A 23,094-nucleotide genomic window follows, 5' to 3' on the forward strand; every position below is an offset into this window, starting at 1 on the left:
TGCGATGCTCTGCCCGGGTATGCAGTCGGTCAAGCCTGACGGGCCGTCACTTGTCCTGTGGTTCGTCCGGAACCGGGTCGTACCCATCGCCGCCCAACGGGTGGCAGCGCCCGATCCTGCGCATGGCCAGCCACGTGCCGCGCAACGCACCGTGTTTTTCCAGCGCTTCCAGCGCATAGGCCGAACAGGTCGGTTGATACCGGCAGTTGAAGCCGACCCAGGGGCTGAAAACCAGCCGATAGGCGCGGACCGGCAGCGCAAGGAAATGGGCGAGAGGCGTCATGATCTGCAACTTATGGCGCGCGTGCCGAGGCGCCAACAGGCATTGCGACGCATGGTGTCAGCCTTTGGGGGAATGCAGTTTGACCAGCGCCTTGCGCAGATCGTTTTCCAGCATGGCAAAGGGTCGCGCAGCGGTGTCGCCGGGCTTGCCAATCAGGACATAGTCCCAGCCAGCGTGTCCAATCTCAGGCAGCACCCTGCGCGCAATCTCCCGCAAACGCCGCTTGGCACGATTGCGGGCGACGGCGTTTCCGACTTTCTTGGAGCAGGTGAAGCCGACGCGAATGCCCTCCGCCTCGCCCGGCGCGCGGCGCCGGGCCTGCACCAGCATCGACGGTGCTGGTTGCCTTTTGGCGCGGGCGGCTTTCAGGAAATCGCTGCGCTTGCTCAGGACTGTCATTCGGGCAAGTGCACAAACGGACACCGCCGGAGGCAATTCCCCCGGTTTGGCAGAGCCATCCATGGGGGCCTCCGGCGGTGTCATGTCCGTCAGAACGGGCTGTATGCGCTTACGCGCTCAGCTCCTTGCGGCCACGGGCGCGGCGTGCGTTCAGGATCTTGCGGCCGCCCTTGGTTGCCATGCGGGCGCGGAAACCGTGGCGGCGTTTGCGAACCAGGTTCGAAGGCTGATAGGTGCGTTTCATCGCTCCGTACTCCAATCTTGCGGTCGGGTGCGGCGCGGATTCGCCTCCCGGGTCTATTCGAAGCCCGTCCTCTAAAGCGAGTTCCGGGGCAAGTCAAACCCTCTGCGTCGGGTTTTGCGGGCTTTTGCAACAATTTCCCGTGCGACGCCAGTCCAAAGGTTTCAGAATCCGCCCGAGCGGGCAAAAATCTCACGTTTTGCACGTTGTTGGATCAACCGGGCGTGATGGGGCTGTTTGCGGGCCCTCTGCAACTGCATGTTAGATGGACAATGCCACTGAAAAACGACTCGGATCCGGATCGCCCTGCAATGAGTGATACAGCAAACGCATCTGCCATCCGGCGCTTGCGGCAGATGCCGCTGATTGTCATTCTATTTGTCGCTCTGCTCGGCGGGTTCCTTCTGCGTGACTATCTGACCTTCGACACTCTGGCTGCGAATCGCGAGGCATTGGTTGCCTATCGGGATGCCCATTTTGCCGCGCTGGCGGCGATCTTCGTCTGCGTCTACGTGATGATCGTGGCTTTCTCACTCCCTGGTGCTGCGTTGACCTCGATGACAGGCGGGTTCTTGTTCGGCCTGGTGGCTGGCACCGCCCTGAACGTTGTCTCGGCCACTATCGGAGCAGTGCTGATCTTTCTGGCCGCGCGCGCAGGCCTTGGTGCGGCGCTGTCCGCCCGTCTCGACGCTTCCGAAGGGACGGTCAAGCGGCTCAAGGACGGGCTGCGCGAGAACGAGATACCCGTTCTTTTCCTGTTGCGACTGGTGCCGGCGGTGCCCTTCTTTGCTGCCAACCTGATTCCTGCCTTGGTCGGGGTCAAGTTGCGGAACTACGTGCTGACCACGGCCTTGGGCATTATTCCTGGCGCTATCGTTTTCACCTGGATCGGGGTCGGGCTGGGTGAAGTGTTCGACCGGGGCGAAACACCCGATCTATCGCTTTTGAGAGAACCGTTTGTAATCGGCCCGATCCTGGGTCTTTGTTTGCTCGCTGCTTTGCCGATCGTCCTGAAGGCATGGCGCGGCCGCAAGGGAACCTGAGCCATGCAACGGATCAAAACCGACATCCTGGTAATCGGCGCCGGTTCCGGTGGATTGTCGGTGGCGGCCGGGGCCAGCCAGATGGGCGCCGACGTGGTTCTGCTGGAAGGCCACGAAATGGGCGGCGATTGTCTGAACTTTGGCTGTGTGCCATCCAAGGCGCTGATCGCCAGTGCCAAGGCAGCGCATGGTCAGGCGCATGCGGCGGTCTTTGGCGTGGCAAACCAGTCGCCTCAGGTGGACTATGCCGCGGCCATGAGGCATGTGCGCGAAGTTATCGACCGGATCGCACCTGTGGACAGTCAGGAACGGTTCGAGGGCTTAGGCGTCAGGGTGATCCGCGACTATGGCCGATTCATCTCGAAAACCCAGGTTCAGGCAGGTGACCATGTGATTACCGCGCGTCGCATCGTGCTTGCCACCGGATCCTCTCCGCTGGTGCCGCCGATCCCCGGGTTGGACAAGGTCCCGTACCTGACCAACGAAACCCTGTTCGACTTGCGTGAAAAGCCCGGTCACCTGTTAATCATCGGCGCAGGGCCGATCGGCCTGGAAATGGCCCAGGCGCATGTGCGGCTGGGGTGCCCGGTGACCGTGATCGAGGCCGACCGGGCGCTGGCCCGTGAAGACCCCGAAGCGGCAGCGCTGATTCTGGACCAACTGCGGGGCGAAGGCGTCGAGATTGTCGAACAAACCATGGCGGCGCAGGTTCGCGACAATGGCGGGGCCATCGAGGTCGTCAGTACCGAGGGCCGGATTTTCGCCGGCACCCATCTGCTGATTGCCGCCGGGCGCAAGGCCAACACTGATCGCCTGAACCTCGAGGCCGCGGGCGTCGAGACCACCGGTTCCGGTATCCGAACCGATACAGGGCTGCGCACCACCAACAGACGGGTCTATGCCATTGGCGATGTCGCTGGCGGGATGCAGTTTACCCATGTGGCGGGTTATCACGCCGGTATCGTCATACGGTCGGCGCTGTTCGGGTTGCCGTCGAAATCCACCTTGGTTCACATTCCGCGATCCATCTATACCGATCCGGAATTGGCGCAGGTCGGCCTGACCGAGGCCGAGGCCCGTGACCGGCACGGTGACCGTGTCGAAATCGCGCGCTTTGATTACCACCACAACGATCGCGCAATTGCCGAGCGAAGGGCCGAAGGTTTCATCAAGGTCATGGTAGCCAGGGGACGCCCCATCGGTGCCACCATCGTCGGCCATCAGGCGGGCGAGCACGTCGGTTTGTGGTCGCTTGCCTTGGCCAATAACCTCAAGATGAGCCAGATTGCTGCGATGGTTTCACCTTACCCCACATATGGGGAGGTTAACAAACGTGCCGCCGGAGCCTATTTCTCTCCACGGCTGTTCGAAAACCAGACGGTTAAACGAGTGGTTAGGTTGGTCCAGCGCTGGCTGCCCTGACCGGAAAAGGAGATCATGCTGAACTCGCTTTCAGGTCGGTTCTTGATCCTGACCGTGGTCTTTGTGATGCTGGCCGAAGTGCTTATCTTCGTGCCGTCCATTGCCCGTTTTCGCCAGGACTTCCTACAGAACAGGCTGGAACGGGCGCAGATCGCGTCACTCGCCTTGCTGGCGGACGATATGTTGGCAACCGAACTTGAGGCCGAGTTGTTGGCCAATGCAGGGGTGTACAACGTCGTGCTGCGTCGGGACGAGGTTCGGCAACTGATGCTCAGCTCTCCGATCCCCACGCAGATCGGGCATACCTACGACTTGCGGCAAGCAGCACCATTTCCGTTGATGCGGGATGCGCTCAAACGGTTCTTTTCTCCCGGAAACGAGGTGATCCGGGTCATTGGCGAACCGGTCAAGGGGGCCGGGTCACTGATCGAAGTGACCATGGACAGTGCCCCGTTGCGCATGGCGATGATCGACTATGGCATACGCATCCTGATCCTGTCATTGGTGATCTCTGTCATCACCGCCTTCTTCCTGTTTCTGGCTGTGCGGGCAACGCTGGTCCGGCCGATCACAGGAGTTGTCGATTACATGCAGCGGTACGCGCGTGCCCCCGAAGACATTCGCGGGATCATCACGCCGAGCGCGGGCGTGACAGAACTGCGCGAGGCCGAAGAAGCCCTGAAGATGCTGCAGTTGCAGCTGACACAGGCCCTGAAACAACGCGAGCGCCTGGCACAACTCGGCGGCGCCGTCGCCAAGGTCAGCCATGACCTGCGCAACATCCTGACCTCTGCCCAGTTGTTCACCGACCGGATCGAGGCGAGCGAAGATCCATTGGTTCGGCGTATGGCACCCAAACTGGTGAACTCGATCTCCCGCGCAGTGTCACTCTGCGAAAGTACGCTGGCTTTTGGGCGGGCCGAAGAGCCGGCGCCGATACTTACCATGGTCCGGGTTCGCGCGATTACCGAGGATGTTTCTGCCAGTGAACGCCTGGCGTTAGCCGAGGGCAGGATCGAGATCGCAAACGATGTGCCGGAAGGAATGACGGTGCGCGCCGACCCAGAACAGCTTTTCAGGGTGGTGATGAACCTGGTGCGGAACGCGCGCCAGGCGCTGGAGGTTCTGGACCGGCCCGGGAAGGTTACCATCGGCGGACATGAAACAGACCAGGACTGGATAATCGAGATTTCCGATACCGGCCCCGGTCTTCCCCCCAAGGCACGTGAAAACTTGTTCACGCCGTTCCAGGGCGGAGTGCGCAAAGGTGGCTCGGGTCTTGGTTTGGCAATCTCAGCTGAATTGGTGCGTGGTCACGGCGGAGAATTGGTGTTGACGGACAGTGCTCCAGAGGGAACCACCTTTGAAATAAGGCTCCCAAAGGCGAAGAAACTTTTTACCTGAATTCGGCAGAATCGGGTTGCGTGCCTCCAGTGTAACGTCTAGATAGCGCTTCACCACGCGGACCGATAGCTCAGTTGGATAGAGTACTTGACTACGAATCAAGGGGTCGGGGGTTCGAATCCTCCTCGGTCCGCCAGAGATTTCAAGGGCTTAGCGATGAACCGCTAAGCCCTTTTCTTTCCGCACCAGTGCATTCTGTCGCCAACACAAAGTCCGCACTGTCGAAATAGTTGAAGCTTGCGGCAGCCATGAAATCTTGTTCTGAATTGCAGAGACCTTCACACGCCGGGTTGGCTGTGTGACGCGAGGATCTTGAGCACAGGGGAACAATATGAAGGTATTCATTGCCGGTCTTGCGACAGAGACCAACAGCTTTTCTCCGATACCGACGGGAACCCTTGCCTTTCAGGACAGTTTCGTCAGCCATAAGGCCACTTCGGAACCGGCCAATCTGTTCTCGGCGCCGCTGCATGAGTGGCGCCAGATGGCAGAGGCCCGGGGGTGGGAGGTGATCGAAAGCCTTGCCGCCTTTGCCCAGCCTGCCGGGCCGACCATACGCGGGACATATGAATATTTTCGGGACGAAATCCTTGATGACCTCCGCAAGGCGGCGCCAGACATCGCGCTGTTTTCGATGCATGGTGCGATGATCGCCGAAGGTTATGACGATTGCGAGGGCGATCTGTTGACCCATTCACGCGGGATTCTGGGTGACAGGGTCGTGATCGGGCTGGAAATCGACCCTCACAATCACCTGACCCAGGACATGCTCGATGCGGCCGATCTGATCATCTGCTACAAGGAGTATCCGCATACCGACAGCCCCGACCGGGCGCGTGAGCTGTTCGCGCTGGCGGCTGATACGGCCGAAGGCAAGATCAAACCGGTGATGCGGGACTACGATTGCCGGATGATCACGATGTTTCACACCACGCGCGCGCCGATGCGCGGCTTTGTCGACGAGATGCAGGCGAACGAAGGCAAGGATGGTGTCTTGTCTCTGTCGCTGTCGCACGGGTTCCCTTGGGGCGATTGTGAAAGAGTGGGCGCACGGATGCTGGCGATAACCGATGGCGACGCGGGCAAGGCCCAAGCAATTGCGCGTGCTTTCGGCGAAAAACTCTGGTCCTTGCGTGAAGGTGTACGGGTGAACTGGCCGTCGATTGGCGGCGCGCTGGACAAGGCGCAGGCGGCAGCGGAAACTCCGGTTGTGGTGGCGGACTTTGCCGACAATGCCGGCGGAGGCGCTCCGGCGGATTCCACCTTTGTTCTGCAAGAGGTCCTGGCGCGTGGACTGACGGATGTGGCAATCGGCATCTTCTGGGATCCGGTGGTTGTTCGGATGTGCATGGATTCCGGTGTCGGTGCGACGATGCAGGTCAGGTTGGGGGGAAAGGTCGGGCCGATGTCCGGCGATCCGGTCGACCTGACGGTGACCGTGCGCGGCATCAAGGAAAACATGCATCAGATGATGGGTCAGACCAGAATGCCGATGGGCAATGGTGTCTGGCTTGAAGCGAATGGCGTACACATGGTGCTGAGCGACAAGCGCACCCAGGCCTTTCATCCGATCGGCTTCACCGATCTTGGTCTCGACCTGTCAAAGATGAAGATCGTGGTGGTGAAATCCTCGCAGCATTTCCATGCGGGTTTTGCGCCGATTGCGTCTGAGGTGATCTATATCTCCGGGCCGGGCGCGATTACGCCTGACTATGCCAACATCCCGTATACCAAGCGTCATGGGGGATACTGGCCCAAGGTCGAAGACCCCTTTCGCTGATTCCTTTCCAACCGGCTCTGTCCCAATCGGATTACTGGGTTCTCAGGAGGTTTGCCTTTGAAAAGGTGGACTTTTATTGCGTATCGGTTTGCTATTTGAACCGACGGTGGCCTTTTTTTCGAAATCCTTTGACTCGTACAAGCGGCGCCTCAATGATCGAGTCAGCGCATCAAAATTGCGTGTGAAAACGATAGGGAGCAAACAATGTTCAAAACCGCACGACGCGGCCTGATCAAGGGTGCCGTGGCCGCGATGGTGATGGGCCTGGGGTTGAGCGCCACAGGAACATTCGCCCAGGCCGAGACCACCCTGAAAGTCGTTCCGCATTCGGACCTAAAGATTCTCGACCCGATCTGGACCACTGCCTACATCTCGCGCAACCATGGCTATATGGTCTATGACACGCTGTTCGCGCTGGATGCATCCGGCAACGTCCAGCCGCAAATGGTGGATACAGTCACGACATCCGACGATGGGCTAACCATCACCATGACCCTGCGCGACGGTCTGTCGTGGCATGACGGTGCGCCGGTGACGGCGGCGGACTGTGTCGCCTCGATCAAGCGCTGGGGCTCCAAGGACGCCATGGGCCAGAAGATGATGAGTTTCGTCGACTCGCTGGAAGCGACGGATGACAAGACCATTACCTTCAGGCTCAACTCGCAGACCGGTCTTGTGACGCTGGCGTTGGCCAAGCCCAGCTCGAACGTGCCGTTCATGATGCCCGAGCGCATCGCCAATACACCGTCGTCCGAGCAGATCTCGGAGTTCATCGGGTCAGGCCCATTTGTGTTCAATCAGGAAGCCTGGGAGCCCGGCACCAAGATCGTCTATGACAAGTTCGCGGCCTATGTTCCACGCTCGGAACCGGCCTCGGGTCTGGCGGGCGGCAAGATCGCCAAGGTTGACCGGGTCGAGTGGCTGCCGATCCGTGACCAGCAACAGGCGGTCAACGCGCTGAAGGCAGGCGAACTCGACTATATCGAAGGGCTGCCACACGATCTGCTGCCTCTGGTCGAGGGTGACGAGAACATCAAGCTTGTCGACTTCAACCCGGCCGGCAACCAGTTCACCTTCCGGTTCAATGTTTTGCACCCTCCGTTCGACAATCCGAAGATGCGGCAGGCTCTGCTCTATGCGCTGAACCAGGAGGATTTCCTGCAAGCCCAGATCGGCAATGCCGACTACTACAAGGCGTGCAAGGCAATGTTCGGGTGCGGCATGCCGTTCGAGACGATGGCCCATATGGATGGCCTATTGGAATCGAACTTTGACAAGGCGCGCGAACTGATCGCGGAATCGGGCTATAATGGCGAACCGATCCTGCTGATGCATTCGACCGACCTTGCGGTTCTCACCAACCTTGCGCCGGTGGCCAAGGATCTGATGGAAGCCGTCGGTCTGAATGTCGACATGCAGTCGATGGACTGGCAGACACTGGTGGCACGCCGCTCCAAGAAGGATCTGCCTGCCGATGGCGGCTGGAACGCCTTCATCACGTCGTGGACTGCGGGCGACCTGTTCAACCCGGTGGCTATGGCCTTCCTCAACTCGTCATGTGACACGGCCCTCTTCGGCTGGCCCTGCGACGAAAAGATCGAGGGGCTGCGCGATTCCTTTGCACGTGCGACCACCAAAGAAGAGCAGTTGAAGATCGTCGAGGAGGTCCAGGGAGCCTGGCTCGAGTATCCGACCCATATTCACCTGGGTCAGTGGAACCAGGCGACGGCGACGCGGTCGAACATCGACGGTGTTCTGCCCACCGGCGCGGCGGTGTTCTGGAACATCTCCAAGAACTGACAAAAGTGAACTGCGCGGCGGCCTATGCTGCCGCGCAGACCATTTCGTCGCGTAACAGAGTCAGAGATCCATGCTCAGCTATCTTCTTCGCCGATTGATCGCGACCATTCCGGTCATGTTGCTGGTTGCGGTCTTTGTTTTCATGCTGTTGCGCCTGACGCCCGGCGATCCCGCTGCGATCATCGCGGGCGATTACGCAAACGATGCACAAATCGCCGAGATCAGGGCAAAGCTAGGACTGGACAAACCACTGCCGGTTCAATTCATGGTCTGGCTTGGCAACATGTTCCAAGGCGATTTTGGCGAAAGCTTCTTTTACAAGAAACAGGTCGGAGAACTGATTGCGGCGCGGCTGGAGCCAACCTTGTCCTTGTCTCTTCTGACCATCATTCTGACCGTCTGCATCGCTGTCCCGTTGGGCACGTTGGCAGCCTATCGCCAAGGCAGCTGGCTTGACCGGGGCATCATGGGTTTTTCGGTTCTGGGTTTTTCGCTGCCGGTCTTTGTTATCGGCTACATGCTGATCTACCTGTTTTCGATCAAGCTCGGGTGGCTGCCGGTACAGGGATATCAACGCATCGCCGACGGAGTTGGAGGATGGTTGCTCCGACTGATCCTGCCTTCGATCGCGCTTTCAGTAATCTTCGTGGCGTTCATTGCCCGGATGACACGGACCAGTGTGCTCGAAGTTCTCGGCGAGGACTATATTCGCACGGCGCGTGCCAAGGGGCAGACAGAAACCAGGGTGCTCATGCGCCACGCGGTGCGCAATGCAGCGGTGCCTATCGTCACCGTGATCGGCCTTTCCTTTGCCATTTTGATTGGCGGAGTGGTTGTGACCGAGTCCGTCTTTAACCTGCCCGGTCTTGGTCTGTTGACGGTCGAAGCTGTGCTTGCCCGGGACTTTCCGACCATCCAGGCCGTTATCCTCCTGTTCTCCTTCATCTATGTGCTGATCAATCTTCTGATTGACGTCAGCTATACCGTTCTAGACCCGAGGATCCGTTACTGATGTCGACTGCCGCGATTTCCCCCGGTCGCCAGACCCTGCGCCGAATGCTGGCCAACCCTTCGGTGATCATTGGTGGCGTGCTGGTCCTTGCCGTTGTTTTGTTGGGGCTGTTGGCGCCTGTACTGGGCACCCGTGACCCGGCCGATATTTCTCCCAAGGACCGAAACCAGCCGCCGGGGTACGAGACCACGGTGCGTGACCATTCGGGCAAGAAGGTGCCGGTTGTCTATCGGCTGGGATCCGACACGCTGGGTCGCGATGTTTACAGCCGCATAATCTATGGGGCGCGGATTTCGCTGGTCGTGGGTGTCTCGGTTGCTGCGATTTCGATCGTGGTCGGCATGGCGATCGGTGTGCTGGCCGGTTATGTCCGATGGCTTGACGGGATAATCATGCGAGTAATGGACGGGTTGATGGCCATCCCCGCGATCCTTCTTGCCATTGCGGTCGTTTCCCTGTTCAGCGCCGGTCTGACCAGCGTGATCATTGCCATCGTTGTGCCAGAGGTGCCGCGGGTGGTGCGCCTTGTCCGCTCGATCGTGCTGTCCATCCGCGAAGAACCCTATGTCGAAGCAGCGATCACCGCGGGCACTCGCACCCCGGTTCTGCTGGTGCGCCACATACTGCCCAACACCATCGCGCCGCTGATCGTCCAGGGTACGTTCATTGTCGCGTCCGCGATCATCGTCGAGGCGATCCTGTCTTTCCTTGGCATCGGCATCCCGCCCGAGATTCCGACCTGGGGCAACATTATGGCCGAGGGCCGGGCGGTGTTTCAGCTTTTCCCGCACAATATCTTCTATCCCGGTCTGGTGCTGGCTCTGACCGTTCTTGCGGTCAACATGTTGGGCGACGGTCTGCGCGACACGCTCGACCCGCGCTTTGCAAAACGGTTGTGAGAAGGGCGCAGGAAATGGAACAGCAAAACGTCCTCGAGGTTTGCAACCTGACCGTCAGCCTGCCCAAAAATGCAGACCGTCCCAATGCGGTGGAGAACATCAGCTTTACCGTCGCCCCGGGCGAGATTGTCTGTGTCGTGGGTGAAAGCGGTTCGGGCAAATCGGTTACCGCCTCGGCCGTCATGGGGTTGCTGCCAGCGGCCCTTAAACCGTCAACGGGCGAGACTCTCCTGCAAGGCGAGGATACACTCCAGGCGAGCGCGAACCGGCTTCGCGACCTGCGCGGCACCCGCATGGCGATGATCTTTCAAGAGCCGATGACCGCGCTCAATCCCGTGACCCGGGTGGGCGAACAGATATCTGAGGTGCTTGAGATTCATACGGATCTTTCTGCCTCGGATCGGCGCAAGCGCGCAATCGAGATCATGGAGGCGGTACACCTTCCCGACCCAGAAAAGATGGTCGACAGCTTCCCGCACCAGCTCTCGGGAGGGCAGCGGCAGCGGATCATGATCGCGATGGCGCTGGTGCTTGACCCGGCGCTGTTGATTGCGGACGAACCCACGACGGCGCTGGATGTGACGACGCAGGCGCAGATCCTCAAACTGATCAAAGAGATGCAGGAGCGGCGCGGAACCGGCGTTCTGTTCATCACCCATGACTTCGGAGTGGTGGCGGAAATCGCCGACCGCATTGTCGTCATGCAAAACGGCCGGGTGGTGGAATATGGCGACCGCGATGACGTTCTGCGCCGACCCAAGGAACCCTATACCCAGATGCTGATGGCCTCGGTCCCGTCCATGACGCCTCCGGACCGGATGCCTCGGACCGGGAAAAACGCGATCGAGGTAAGCAACCTCAACAAGATCTATGGCCGTACCGGCTGGCTGTCCAAGGACCGGATCGTACATGCGGCCTCTGATGTCGACCTGCATGTCCGCAGGGGCGAGACCCTGGGTATCGTCGGTGAATCCGGGTCGGGCAAATCAACCGTCGCGCGCTGCATCGCCCGATTGATCGACCCGACATCGGGTACCATCAGCCTGCATGGCACCGATATCGGCACCCTGCCTCAGGCCAAATTGCGCCCGCATCGCCGCAAGGTGCAGATCGTGTTCCAGGATCCTTACCGGTCGCTCAATCCGCGCCGCACCATCGGGCAGTCGCTGGTCGAAGCGCCGGTGAATTTCGGCGTGCCGATTGATCAGGCGCTGAAAACCGCGCGCGACCTTATGGAATTGGTCGGGCTTTCGGGCGACGCGCTCGAACGTTACCCTCACCAGTTCTCGGGTGGTCAGCGACAGCGGATCTGCATCGCCCGGGCGCTGGCCGTGGAACCCGATGTGCTGATCGCGGACGAGGCGGTTTCAGCGCTTGATGTCTCGGTTCAGGCTCAAGTGCTTGAATTGCTCGATGACATCCGCGAGCGTTATGACCTTGCCATGCTCTTCATCACTCACGATTTACGCGTCGCTGCTCAGATCTGCGACCGCCTGATCGTGATGAAAAAGGGCGTTGTTGTGGAACAGGGCCCGACGAAAGAGGTCTATTCCGACCCGCAACACGACTATACCCGGCTGTTGCTCGACGCAGCGCCAGGGCGCGACGTCACCTTTGGTTCTGATACCGCTGCCTGAGATCAGGCAGGGTTACGAAAAGGAAAACCACATGGGCATTCTTCCCGTCATCGAACAAAGCAAGGGTGAGTTGGAGGCGATCTTCAAGGATCTGCACGCCCACCCTGAGATTGGGTTCACAGAAACCCGCACCGCTGGTGTGGTGGCCGAAAAGCTCCGTGCATATGGGGTGGACGAGGTGCACGAGGGCATTGGCAAGACGGGTGTTGTCGCGCTTATCAAGGGCAAGGGCGGCGGTAACCGCCGCGTCGGCCTGCGGGCGGACATGGATGCGCTGCCGATCCACGAGGAATCCGGGCTCGACTACGCATCTCAGAACCCCGGGGTCATGCACGCCTGCGGTCATGACGCCCATACCACCATGCTGTTGGGCGCGGCCAAGCACCTTGCCGAAACACGTGATTTCGACGGTACTGCAGTCCTGATCTTTCAGCCTGCCGAAGAGGGGCTGGGCGGCGCGCGCGGCATGCTGGCCGATGGGTTGTTCGATAAGTTTCCCTGCGACGAGGTTTACGGCCTGCATAACTGGCCCAGTGGCCAGCCACGCAATTTCGGTATCGTCAAGGGTGCCGCGATGGCCGGATCGAGCTTTTTCGACATCAAGATCAAGGGCAAGGGCAGTCACGGCGCCATGCCGCATGAATCGCGGGATCCGCTCATTATCGCGTCGTCGCTGGTGGGCGACATCCAGACCATCGTGTCGCGCAATGTGCGCGCGCTCGACGCCTGCGTCGTCTCGGTCACGCAGATCCATGCCGGATCGGCCTATAACGTGGTGCCGGACACCGCAACGCTGGCCGGTACCATCCGGTATTTCAAGGACGAGGTCTGCGAACTGGCGGAGCGCCGGATGAAAGAGCTCTGCGATGGTTTTGCGCTGGCCTATGGGGTCGAGATCGACCTGCACCTGCGCAATGTCTTCAACGTGCTGCAAAACGATTCTGACCTGTCGGATGCTTATATGGAAGCAGCAGGGGATATCGTCGGCGCCGAGAATGTCGTTGAACGTGACGAGCCGGTGACCGGGTCCGAGGATTTCGCCGACATGCTGCGCGTGGTGCCCGGAGCCTATTGCACGCTGGGTCATGCAGGTACGGTTGCGGTTCATAACCCGAAATTCGTGATCGACACCGGCATCCTGCCGGTTGGGGCGTCTATCATGGCGCGCGTGCTGGAACGCCGCCTGCCGTTGGCTGGATAAACATATGTCCTTTCTGGATCTGCCTTTTGACACCGACACGATGGTGGCGGGCCTGCGCCCCTGGATCGAATGCGAAAGCCCCACGTTTGATGCCAGCGCAGTAAACCGCATGATGGATCTGGCCGCCTATAACCTGGCCGGTCTCGGTACGGTCGAGCGCATTCCAGGCCGGTTGGGATTCGGCGGCAGTCTGCGGGTACGCCTGCCGCATCCGGATGCGGGCAAGCCGGGCATCCTGATCTCGGGTCACATGGATACGGTCCACCCGGTCGGGACGTTGAACAAACTGCCGTTCCGGCGCGAGGGAAACCTGTGCTATGGCCCAGGTATTCAGGACATGAAGGGCGGCAATTTCTGCGCGGTCGAGGCACTGCGCCAGCTGGCCCGTGCGGGCATGCAGACCCCGCTGCCGGTTACGGTTCTTTTTACCCCGGACGAAGAGGTCGGCACCCCGTCGACCCGAGAACTGATCGAGGCCGAGGCCGCACGCAATCGGTATGTTCTGGTGCCCGAGCCTGCCCGCGACGATGGCGGCGCAGTGGTCGGTCGTTACGCCATCGCGCGCTTCAATCTGGAAACAGCGGGCCGTCCCAGCCATGCCGGCGCAAGACTGGCCGAGGGCCGGTCTGCAATTGCCACGATGGCGCGCAAGATCCTTGAGATCGAGGCGATGACAGGCCCCGATTGCACGTTCAGCGTTGGCGTGATCCATGCTGGGCAATGGGTCAACTGCGTATCCTCGGCCTGTCATGCCGAAGCGCTCAGCATGGCCAAACGGCAAGAGGATCTGGACAACGGCGTCGCACGGATGCTGGCCCTCTCTGGCGAGGAGAATGGGGTTGAGTTCCGCGTCACCCGTGGTGTCACCCGCCCCGTCTGGGAGCCCGATCAGCCCGGCACGATGCCGATGTTCGAAATCGCGCGCGAGATTGCGCAGGAGCTGGGATTTGATCTGACAGCGGCCAGCGCAGGCGGCGGATCGGACGGGAATTTCACCGGTGCGATGGGTATTCCCACGCTCGATTCCATCGGCGTGCGCGGCAAGGGGCTGCATACGCTGAACGAACATATCGAGGTCGACAGCCTGCCCGAGCGTGCCCGGCTGATCGCTGGGCTTCTAATGCGTCTGACTTGATTGGTATGAAAAAACCCGGGCCATTGGCCCGGGCAAGATCTCACGTCAGGTGAGGAAGGAAGCTTAGGATTTCGAGAACTCGGGATAGGCTTCCATGCCCAGTTCGGCCATGTCGAGCCCGTTGATCTCGTCCTCGGAGGAGACGCGAATTCCCATCACGGTTTTGAGCACGAACCAAAGCACGCCCGTAACGACGAAGGTGAAGGCGCCGACAACAACGATGGAGTAGAGTTGCGTTCCAAGGCTCGCGTCGCCATTGGTCAGAACCACGGCGATTGTGCCCCAGATGCCCGCCATCAGGTGAACCGGGATCGCGCCGACAACGTCGTCGATCTTGACACGGTCGAGGAAGGGCACGGCGAAGACCACGATCACCCCACCTACGGCACCGATAAGGGTGGCAGCACCCAGGCCGGGAGTCAGCGGTTCGGCAGTGATCGACACCAGGCCCGCCAGCGCGCCGTTCAGCACCATGGTCAGGTCGACCTTTTTGTACATCAGCTGGGTCAGGATCAGGGCCGCGATGGCGCCACCTGCTGCTGCGGTGTTGGTGTTTGCGAAAATCCGGCTGATGTCAGCGACGTTGCCTGCTGTGTCCATATAGAGCTGCGAACCGCCGTTGAAACCGAACCAGCCCATCCACAGAATGAACGTACCCAGCGTGGCGAGCGGCAGGTTCGAACCCATGATCGGGATAACACGACCGTCCTTGTACTTGCCGATGCGGGGGCCAAGGATCAGCGCGCCAGCAAGTGCCGCCCAACCACCGACCGAGTGAACTACGGTCGAACCGGCGAAATCGAGGAACCCGGCTGCATCCAGGAATCCTCCGCCCCATTTCCACGACGCCTGGATCGGGTAGATCAGGCCGGTCAAAACGACCACGAAGATTAGGAAGGGCCACAGCTTGATCCGTTCGGCCAGGGTACCCGACACGATCGAAGCTGTCGTGGCGCAGAACATCAGCTGAAAGAAGAAATCCGAACCAACGCTGGCATAGGTCAGGTCGGTTTCGGTATCGGCCAGCCCGACCGGCTCCATAGCCGCTATCGAGAAGGCGCCCAGCACGCCGTCGATGCTCCAGCCGTCGCCGGGATACATCAGGTTGTAGCCGATCGCGTAATACATGAGCGCCGCGATCGAGAAGAGCGCGATGTTCTTGGTCAGCTGCATGGTCACGTTCTTTTGCCGTACTAGCCCGGCCTCGAGCATGGTGAAACCGGCTGCCATCCACATCACCAGGAACCCGGTGACCAGGAACATGAAAGTGGTAAAGATATAGCCGATTTCTTCGTTCGGCGGCGTTACATCGGCCTCTTGGGCCAGTCCCAGCGTCGGCAACGCAATCAGCGCGGTGGCCGGAAGAAGAGTCTTGATAAGCGTCATAGCCTTGGTTTCCTTGAACATGTCTGAGGCGCCGATCACAGCGCGTCCTCGTCGGTTTCACCGGTGCGCACGCGCTGGGCCTGTGCCACGTCGACAACGAAAATCTTGCCGTCGCCGATCTTGCCGGTCCGTGCCGTGGTCGAGATCGTTTCGACGATCTGGTCGGCAACCTGATCGGAGACGACCAGTTCCAGCTTGATCTTGGGTACGAAATTCACGGTGTATTCGGCGCCGCGATAGATTTCGGTGTGACCGGACTGGGCGCCGAACCCCTTGATCTCGGTCACCATCATGCCGCGCACCCCGGCCTCGGTCAGGGCCTGCCTGACCTCCTCGAGCTTGAACGGCTTGATCGTTGCTATGATCAGTTTCACGTCTTTCCCCTTCGTTCAGCCGGGCGATCCGGCATTTCGCACATGCAGAAAGACCGGTTTTGGCGCCGCAACGAAGGATTCTGCGCAATTCCTACCCTCCAAACTGAAGGTGAGCGCACAAATTTTGCACAAATTTTCAGAAGCGGCTAAAATTTGAGCGATAACCAAAAGGAGAACATTCCCAAATTCACACCTCTACACGGCAAGCCCGAGGCGCTATTGTGCGACCCAAGAAAAATCGGGCAGAGTTGGCATGACGGATTCCAAACGGCGCAAATCGGGTTTAGTCGCCGACAAACGATATGGTTCAAAGAGCAAGCCCCCAGCCCCGGCAAAACCGCGCGGTGCCGGGGGGAAGCCAGCCGCGAAACGAAAGTCGAAACCGCCCCGGCGTTCGGGCGGTAACGTCATTACCCGTTTCTTCGGCAGGATCTTCGGATTGGTCTGGGGCCTGATCTGGCGTACCGGTATGATCGTGGTGCTCCTGATCGGATTGGCCGTCGCCCTGATTTATTCCACCCTACCGGATGTGAGTGCATTGCTCGACGGACGCGCGCGGGGATCGGTCACCTTGATGGATCGGGACGGCAAAGTATTTGCTTGGCGCGGCGACCAGTTCGGCGGGGTCATCACCACCGATACCGTTTCTCCACACCTCAAGAATGCGGTTCTCGCGACCGAGGACAAGCGTTTCTACTATCATTTCGGGGTCAGCCCGCGCGGCGTTGCAAGTGCGGTGCGCATCAACCTGCGCGAGGGGCGGGGCCCGTTGTCTGGTCACGGTGGCTCGACCATAACCCAGCAGACGGCCAAGCTATTGTGTCTAGGCGTGCCTTATGACCCTGATGTCTGGAAATCCGAGGCGGCCTATGAGTCCGACTGCCGGCAAGGATCCTTGTGGCGCAAGATCAAGGAAGCCGTCTTTGCCATGGCGATGGAGGTCAAGTACAGCAAGGACGAAATCCTCAATATTTATCTGAACCGGGCTTTCCTAGGGGCGGGTGCACGTGGGTTCGAAGCAGCCAGTCAGCGCTACTTTGCCAAGTCTGCGGCGCAAGTAAACCCGTCTGAGGCCGCGATGCTGGCTGGCCTTCTAGTGGCGCCGACGCGCTATGCGCCGACCAACAGCCTGAAACGCTCGCAAGAGCGGGCACAGGTCGTGCTTGGGTTGATGGAAGAACAGGGTTATCTGACCGCTGATCAGGCGCAGGCAGCACGCGCCAATCCGGCGCACCTGTCCGAAGCCGCAGCGGCGCAGGCCGGCGGATATTTCGCCGACTGGGTGATGAGCGAGCTGCCGGACTATTTTGGCGGCAATACCACCGAGGACGTGATCATCAAGACCACGCTCGACCAGCGTATCCAGACCTCGGCCGAAGAGGCGATGCGATTCATCTTCCAGGAAAAGGTTCGCGACGGGTCCAAGGCACAGGCCGCAATCGTCGTGATGTCTGCCGATGGCGCCGTGCGCGCGATGGTGGGCGGTCGCGACACCCGTGTCACCGGTGCGTTCAACCGGGCGACCCAGGCCTCGCGACAGACCGGCTCTTCGTTCAAGCCGTTTGTCTATGCCACCGCGCTGGAGATGGGGCATTCGCCGCTCGATACGGTGGTGGACGAACCCTATTGCATCAACATCCCGGGATCGGGACAGTGGTGCCCAAAGAACTACACCAACAAGTACTACGGCCGGGTTACCCTGGCGCAAGCGCTGAAAGACTCGCTGAACGTTCCGGCTGTCAAGGTGGCCGAGGCGATGGGTCTGGACAATGTGCGCAAGGTGGCCAGCGAGTTCGGCATCGAAAGTGATCTTGCCGCTGGACCGGCACTGGCGCTGGGCGCATCGGAAAGCTCTCTGCTGGAAATGACGGGCGCCTATGCGGGCATCCTGAACGGCGGGTCCTCGGTCGAGCCCTACGGTCTGACCGAGTTGCGCCTGCAAGGCGAAAGCGAAGTGCTGATGGGAACGGGAACCGGCATGGGTGAGCGTGTGATAAACGCCGAGGCTGCGGGGCAACTGATCTGGATGATGGAGAAGGTGATCTCCGAAGGATCAGGCCGCCGTGCCGCGCTGCCCGGCTGGCAGGCGGCGGGCAAGACAGGCACGACCCAGGCCGCGCGCGATGCATGGTTCATCGGCTTTACCGCGGATTACGTGGCGGGGGTCTGGATGGGATATGATGACAACACGCCGTTGAGCGGTGTCACCGGCGGAGGTCTGCCTGCCGAGATCTGGCACGAAACCATGGTCCGGATACACGAAGGCATGACGCCAAAACCATTGCCGATGCAGGCGCCGCGGCAGCCCAAGGTCGTTGCACAGCCTAAACCTGCCAAGCCGCAGGGCGGATTGGGTCAAGCCGTCGACAAACTTCTCAAGGATCTGTTTGGGAACTGACCACCTGGAAGCAGGTGGTCAGAATCAGGATTATCCGGCCGATGCCAGATCTCGGATCACCGCGTCGATATTGCCCTTGCGGCGATCCAGCATCGAACCGATTTCAGTGCGTTCGGTCAACAGCAGGTTCACCCCTTCGATGAACATGTTGAAGAACTTGTCCTTGCCGGACTTGTCCGAGACCAGGAAAGTTACGTCGAAGGGCGCCTGTCCCTGCAACTTGACCTTGGTGCGGACTTCATAGCCTGCCTTGATCTTACGCGCAGCCTGCACTGTGACAGATCCGCCGATGAATTCCCGGAACCGTTTGCCGTACTTGCGGGCAATGTAACCCTGAAAGGCATTGGTGAAGCTCTTCAGTTGCGCTGGCGTAGCCGAGCGAGCATCGGGGCCAAGCGCATAGCGTGCCATGATCGGAACATCGCCATAGCGGATAAAGATCCGCTCGAAATCTTTGATCATCGCACTTTCGGACTTACCCGATGCGATCACCTTGTTGATCTCGGCCACAACCTCATTCACCAGAGAGGAAGCGCCCGCCTCGGTCAGGGCAAAGGCAGGCACAGGCAGGGAAAGTGCGGTCAGGCCAGCCGCCAGAGTGGTCGCAAAACTACGGCGGGAGAAAAACTTACTCGGCATATGGGTCCTCATACGGGTCAGCCAGATCGGGCGCGACCGGTGTTCCGGTGTCGGAATAGGGGTCACTATACAGGCCCAGATAAGCATCTTCGTCGTCAGTTGCCAGTTCGAACCGGCGGTTTTGCAGGTAGATCAAGCGCAGTTGAGCGTAACTGTCCGAACTTTCGTAAAGGATCGAATCGACCGTATCGGAGTAAAGGCCGCGATCTCCCAGTCGACGGACGATTTCCGCATAAACCCCAAGATTGTTAATCGGCCGGGTCGGTGCAAAGTCTATCGGATTGGTGAACAAGTTTACAACGACGCCGATCGCATCTCTGGTGGTGGATGGGCCGTACAAGGGCAGTTCCAGATAAGGCCCCTCGGCAAAACCCCAGACGTGCAAAGTTTCGCCGAAATCGGTATCTGCACGCGGAATCTCGAAGTCGCTCGCCGGATCGGCAAGGCCGGCAAAGCCCACGGTTGAGTTCACGACAAAGCGGAACAGCGTAGTTCCTGCCTCTTTCGGCTTGCCCTGCAACAAGTAGTCGACCATTTGCCCTGGCAGAGACAGGTTCTCGGCGAACATGTTGAAGGAGTTCACCATCGGTCGTGGAACAATGGTGACATACCCTTTTGCGGCAGGACGAAAAAATACTCTGTCGACACCACGGTTGAAGTTGTGGATTGCGCGGTTGGAGTTTTCGTACGGGTCGTGGATGCGACCTCCGGCATCTGACACCGGGTTTGATGACGCACAAGCAGCCAGAGTCGCCAACAGCGATAACGCTAAAAGCTTGAGCATTATTCGGGAGAACTTGGTCATGATGATCTCGGAGATGCCAAAGCCGCCTGTCAAAGTCGAGGTCTGTAATCCAAAGGAGTGAACTTAAGGTTTGCGCAGATACATTGAAAACACATAGGCTATCTTTTCCGGATATGAAACAGCGACGCATTTAACTCGTAGGGCGGCTCGCGTAAAGAAAGCTATGCGCACAGCAACGCGAATTTGAGATCTTGTTCACATGACTTCTAAATCACATCTGCACGGCGCAGAGGAACTTCGAATGGCGCGTAGGCAAAGCCGGGCGCTGTACTGGTTTGTTGCCCTGTTCAGTTTTTTTGCGAATATGTTGATGCTGACCGGCCCGATCTACATGCTTCAGGTCTATGACAGGGTGCTTGGAAGCCGGTCGGAGCAGACCCTGGTCGCTTTGTCGCTGCTTGTCGTGTTCCTTTATGGCGTCATGGGTATTCTCGACTTTACCCGAGGTCGGGTGATGGCCCGCGCCGGCGCGCGGTTCCAGACGCACCTGGATCACCGGGTTTTCAACGCGATGGTGAGACGGTCGGCTGTGGCGCAGGATCCGGTTGCGCAGACCGGTCTTGCCGATCTCGAATCGGTGCAACGCTTCATCTCCTCTCCAGTGACGATGTCGCTGTTCGACCTGCCGTGGACGCCGGTGTTCCTTGCCGGTATTGCTATTTTCCATCCCTGGCTTGGCATAATGGCGCTGGCGGGTGGGTTTTTGCTGATTATCATTACCCTTCTGAACCAGCTCTTCTCTCGCAAGCCGACTTTTCATGCGGCCATTGCGGCAAACCGGGCCTCGCTGATCGGTGACGAAATCCGCAACGAGGCGGAAACGATCCAGTCGATGGGAATGCGCGGGGCGGCGTTCGCCCGTTGGAACGGCGCGCGCGAAACCTCGCTTGTCGATGGATTGGTTGCCAGCGACGTTGTTGGAAGTTTCTCGACCACCACCAAGACTCTGCGGCTATTCCTGCAATCGGCGATGCTAGGACTGGGGGCCTATCTGGTGTTGCTCGGCGAAGTCACACCCGGTGCGATGATTGCGGCCTCCATCCTGTTGGGGCGCGCCCTGGCGCCGGTCGAGATGATCGTGAACCAATGGCAGGTCGCGCAGCGCGCCATGAAAGGGTGGTCGAACCTGGCCGAGCTATTGGAGAAGGTGCCACCAGAGCAGCCGCGCATGCCGTTGCCCAAGCCAAAGGCCAAGCTCGATGTCCAGTCGCTGACCGTGGTACCGCCCGGAGATACCCGGGCACAGCTCAAGACAGTCAGCTTTTCGGTGCAGCCCGGGCAAGCCGTTGGTGTCATCGGCCCTTCGGGGTCAGGAAAATCGACGCTGGCCAAGGCACTAACAGGATTATGGCGCCCGGCAGGTGGAACCGTGCGACTGGACGGCGCTTCGCTGGACCAATACGATCCGGATGTCTTGGGTCAGCATATCGGTTACCTGCCGCAGCGGGTACAGCTATTCGAGGGCACGATCGCCGAGAACATTGCACGCCTTTCCGGAAACCCTGACGCCAAGAAAGTGGTCGAAGCCGCAAAGAAGGCAGCAGTTCACGACATGATCGTGCAGTTGCCCAATGGATATGACACCCGCATCTCCTCGGGCGGCGGTCGCCTGTCCGGTGGCCAGATGCAGCGGGTTGCGCTGGCGCGCGCGCTTTACGACGATCCGGTGATCGTCATCCTCGACGAGCCGAACTCCAACCTCGACAATGAGGGGTCACAGGCGTTGAACCAGGCGATCAAACTTCTCAAGGAGGCGGGAAAATCGGTGCTTATCATGGCGCACCGTCCGGCCGCGATTGCGGAATGTGATCTGCTTCTGGTTCTCGACCATGGTCAGGCCGTGGCCTTTGGTCCAAAGGATCAAGTCCTGAAAGAACGGATCACAAATCACCAAACCATTCAGCAGGCCAAGGCGCTTGGAGGCGTGCGATGAGCGAGAACAGATTTTCCGCACGTGCGCCAATTGTTTTTGGCATCATCGGCCTGATTATTCTTGTTGGTGGTTTCGGGACATGGGCAGTGATGAGCCAGATTGCCGGTGCGGTCGTCGCCGGCGGCCGGATCGAGGTCGACCGGAATCGGCAGATCGTGCAGCACCTCGATGGTGGAGTCGTGGCCGAGATCCAGGTCGACGAGGGCGATACCGTGTCCGAAGGACAGGTTCTGATCCGGCTCGACAGCAACCTGTTGAATTCGCAATTGCTGATCACCGAAGGCCAGCTATTCGAGTTGATGGCCCGCCGCGGTCGCCTCGAGGCTGAGCGCGACGGCAATGACACCATCACTTTCGAAGATGAACTGCTCGAAGTCGCGACTGGCCGACCCGAAGTGGCGGAACTCATCGACGGACAAGAACGGCTGTTCCGCGCCCGTCAGGAATCGGTCGACAAGGAAACCGAGCAACTGGAAAAGCGTCGCGGCCAGATCGGCAACCAGATCGAAGGTATCGTTGCGCAGCAAAAGTCGCGTCGGTCGCAGTTGAAGCTGATCGAAGAGGAATTGGTGAGCCAGCGTTCGTTGCTGGACAAAGGGCTTGCCCAGGCCGCACGGGTTCTCAGCCTTGAACGGACCAAGGCGGATCTTGAAGGATCGCTTGGTGAGTTGATCGCGGCTCAGGCGCAGCAAGAAGGCCGGATCACAGAGATCGACATCGAGATTCTGAAACTCGGTACCCGCCAACGGGAAGAAGCGATCACCAGGTTGCGCGACCTTCAGTACCGGGAACTGGAACTCGCGGAACAGCGCCGTTCGTTGCAAGAGCAACTCTCGCGGCTGGATATCAAGGCGCCGGTGTCGGGTATTGTCTACGGATTGCAGGTTCATACTCCACGTTCGGTCATCCGGCCGGCTGAACCGGTCCTGTTCCTGGTGCCGCAAGACCGCCCGCTTGTCATCGCCGCCCGGGTCGAAACCATTCACATTGACCAGATCCATGTCGGTCAGCCGGTGATGCTGCGGTTCTCTGCACTGGACCAGCGGCAGACGCCGGAACTGGTCGGCACGGTGAAACAGATATCGGCCGACGCTTTTGTGGACGAGGCAAGCCAGGTTTCCTATTACCGCGCCGAAATCGAGTTGAACGAGGGCGAAATCGACAAACTGCCCGAAGGAGCGGTTCTCATTCCAGGGATGCCGGTCGAGGCGTTCATCCGCACGGCGGATCAGTCTCCGATCTATTATCTGGTCAAACCGTTGGCCGATTATTTCACCAAAGCGTTCCGCGAAACCTGATCTTT

The 23,094-nt window shown here is 59.6% G+C and carries 20 protein-coding genes and 1 tRNA gene; 14 read left to right on the forward strand and 7 right to left on the reverse strand.

Going from position 1 to position 23,094, the window contains the following annotated elements:
* Nucleotides 1-46 precede the first annotated feature (46 nt).
* Genes yidD through rpmH form a run of 3 tightly spaced genes read right to left on the reverse strand, consistent with a single transcriptional unit; the run spans nucleotide 47 to nucleotide 926 of the window.
* Nucleotides 47-283 (reverse strand): membrane protein insertion efficiency factor YidD, encoded by a 237-nt coding sequence (yidD, locus tag OEZ49_RS06150; RefSeq protein WP_263387476.1) that lies wholly within the window; start codon nucleotides 281-283, stop codon nucleotides 47-49.
* Between the two features lie 57 nt (nucleotides 284-340).
* A complete protein-coding gene (gene rnpA, locus OEZ49_RS06155) occupies nucleotides 341-766 on the reverse strand; it encodes a ribonuclease P protein component (protein ID WP_263387477.1) in 426 nt (141 codons plus the stop codon).
* A 25-nt stretch (nucleotides 767-791) separates the two neighbouring features.
* Nucleotides 792-926: a 50S ribosomal protein L34 gene (gene rpmH, locus OEZ49_RS06160; protein WP_164131559.1), complete on the reverse strand. Its 135-nt coding sequence runs from the start codon at nucleotides 924-926 to the stop codon at nucleotides 792-794.
* Nucleotides 927-1,234: 308 nt separating this feature from the next.
* On the opposite strand from rpmH, the gene OEZ49_RS06165 reads away from it, so the two are divergent.
* The 11 genes from OEZ49_RS06165 to OEZ49_RS06215 all read left to right on the forward strand — a co-directional run bounded on the left by OEZ49_RS06165 (nucleotide 1,235) and on the right by OEZ49_RS06215 (nucleotide 14,256).
* On the forward strand, nucleotides 1,235-1,966 hold the full coding sequence (locus tag OEZ49_RS06165) for a TVP38/TMEM64 family protein (protein ID WP_263387478.1): 732 nt from the start codon (nucleotides 1,235-1,237) through the stop codon (nucleotides 1,964-1,966).
* A gap of 3 nt (nucleotides 1,967-1,969) precedes the next feature.
* Nucleotides 1,970-3,388: a dihydrolipoyl dehydrogenase family protein gene (locus OEZ49_RS06170; protein WP_263387479.1), complete on the forward strand. Its 1,419-nt coding sequence runs from the start codon at nucleotides 1,970-1,972 to the stop codon at nucleotides 3,386-3,388.
* Nucleotides 3,389-3,403: 15 nt separating this feature from the next.
* Nucleotides 3,404-4,792 carry a sensor histidine kinase gene (locus OEZ49_RS06175; protein WP_263387480.1) on the forward strand — a complete coding sequence of 463 codons (1,389 nt, stop codon included), beginning with the start codon at nucleotides 3,404-3,406 and terminating at the stop codon, nucleotides 4,790-4,792.
* Between the two features lie 59 nt (nucleotides 4,793-4,851).
* A tRNA-Arg gene (locus OEZ49_RS06180) sits at nucleotides 4,852-4,928 on the forward strand.
* Nucleotides 4,929-5,123: 195 nt separating this feature from the next.
* Entirely contained in the window at nucleotides 5,124-6,572 is a 1,449-nt protein-coding gene (locus OEZ49_RS06185; protein ID WP_263387481.1) for a M81 family metallopeptidase, read from the forward strand.
* A 204-nt stretch (nucleotides 6,573-6,776) separates the two neighbouring features.
* The gene (locus OEZ49_RS06190) at nucleotides 6,777-8,372 is read left to right on the forward strand and encodes an ABC transporter substrate-binding protein (protein WP_263387482.1); all 1,596 of its coding nucleotides are present in this window, start codon (nucleotides 6,777-6,779) and stop codon (nucleotides 8,370-8,372) included.
* A gap of 70 nt (nucleotides 8,373-8,442) precedes the next feature.
* A complete protein-coding gene (locus OEZ49_RS06195) occupies nucleotides 8,443-9,384 on the forward strand; it encodes an ABC transporter permease (RefSeq protein ID WP_263387483.1) in 942 nt (313 codons plus the stop codon).
* Nucleotides 9,384-10,283: an ABC transporter permease gene (locus OEZ49_RS06200; protein WP_263387484.1), complete on the forward strand. Its 900-nt coding sequence runs from the start codon at nucleotides 9,384-9,386 to the stop codon at nucleotides 10,281-10,283. The genes OEZ49_RS06195 and OEZ49_RS06200 overlap by 1 nt, the downstream gene beginning before the upstream one ends.
* Before the next feature lie 14 nt (nucleotides 10,284-10,297).
* A complete protein-coding gene (locus OEZ49_RS06205) occupies nucleotides 10,298-11,920 on the forward strand; it encodes an ABC transporter ATP-binding protein (RefSeq protein ID WP_263387485.1) in 1,623 nt (540 codons plus the stop codon).
* Between the two features lie 31 nt (nucleotides 11,921-11,951).
* Entirely contained in the window at nucleotides 11,952-13,121 is a 1,170-nt protein-coding gene (locus OEZ49_RS06210) for a M20 aminoacylase family protein (RefSeq protein WP_263387486.1), read from the forward strand.
* A gap of 4 nt (nucleotides 13,122-13,125) precedes the next feature.
* Nucleotides 13,126-14,256, forward strand: a complete 1,131-nt coding sequence (locus OEZ49_RS06215) for a M20/M25/M40 family metallo-hydrolase (protein ID WP_263387487.1) — start codon at nucleotides 13,126-13,128, stop codon at nucleotides 14,254-14,256.
* A gap of 63 nt (nucleotides 14,257-14,319) precedes the next feature.
* Here the strand turns inward: OEZ49_RS06215 and OEZ49_RS06220 are convergent, their stop codons facing one another.
* Nucleotides 14,320-15,642: an ammonium transporter gene (locus OEZ49_RS06220; RefSeq protein WP_263387488.1), complete on the reverse strand. Its 1,323-nt coding sequence runs from the start codon at nucleotides 15,640-15,642 to the stop codon at nucleotides 14,320-14,322.
* 35 nt (nucleotides 15,643-15,677) lie between these two features.
* Nucleotides 15,678-16,016 (reverse strand): P-II family nitrogen regulator, encoded by a 339-nt coding sequence (locus OEZ49_RS06225; RefSeq protein ID WP_263387489.1) that lies wholly within the window; start codon nucleotides 16,014-16,016, stop codon nucleotides 15,678-15,680.
* Nucleotides 16,017-16,269: 253 nt separating this feature from the next.
* Here OEZ49_RS06225 and OEZ49_RS06230 point away from each other — a divergent pair, with 253 nt between their 5' ends.
* A complete protein-coding gene (locus OEZ49_RS06230) occupies nucleotides 16,270-18,414 on the forward strand; it encodes a transglycosylase domain-containing protein (protein ID WP_263387490.1) in 2,145 nt (714 codons plus the stop codon).
* 30 nt (nucleotides 18,415-18,444) lie between these two features.
* Here OEZ49_RS06230 and OEZ49_RS06235 read toward each other — a convergent pair whose 3' ends face one another.
* Together OEZ49_RS06235 and OEZ49_RS06240 are read right to left on the reverse strand one after the other, a co-directional pair.
* Complete coding sequence (locus OEZ49_RS06235) at nucleotides 18,445-19,053, reverse strand: MlaC/ttg2D family ABC transporter substrate-binding protein (protein ID WP_263387491.1); 609 nt, start codon at nucleotides 19,051-19,053, stop codon at nucleotides 18,445-18,447.
* Nucleotides 19,043-19,858: an MlaA family lipoprotein gene (locus tag OEZ49_RS06240; RefSeq protein WP_263387492.1), complete on the reverse strand. Its 816-nt coding sequence runs from the start codon at nucleotides 19,856-19,858 to the stop codon at nucleotides 19,043-19,045. The genes OEZ49_RS06235 and OEZ49_RS06240 overlap by 11 nt, the downstream gene beginning before the upstream one ends.
* A gap of 199 nt (nucleotides 19,859-20,057) precedes the next feature.
* On the opposite strand from OEZ49_RS06240, the gene OEZ49_RS06245 reads away from it, so the two are divergent.
* Nucleotides 20,058-21,791, forward strand: coding sequence for a type I secretion system permease/ATPase (locus OEZ49_RS06245; RefSeq protein ID WP_263387493.1), 1,734 nt, complete (start codon nucleotides 20,058-20,060; stop codon nucleotides 21,789-21,791).
* Complete coding sequence (locus OEZ49_RS06250) at nucleotides 21,788-23,089, forward strand: HlyD family type I secretion periplasmic adaptor subunit (RefSeq protein ID WP_263387494.1); 1,302 nt, start codon at nucleotides 21,788-21,790, stop codon at nucleotides 23,087-23,089. The genes OEZ49_RS06245 and OEZ49_RS06250 overlap by 4 nt, the downstream gene beginning before the upstream one ends.
* Nucleotides 23,090-23,094: the final 5 nt, after the last annotated feature.

Source organism: Ruegeria marisflavi (genome assembly GCF_025673445.1).
GTDB classification, from domain to species: Bacteria; Pseudomonadota; Alphaproteobacteria; order Rhodobacterales; family Rhodobacteraceae; genus Ruegeria_B; species Ruegeria_B marisflavi.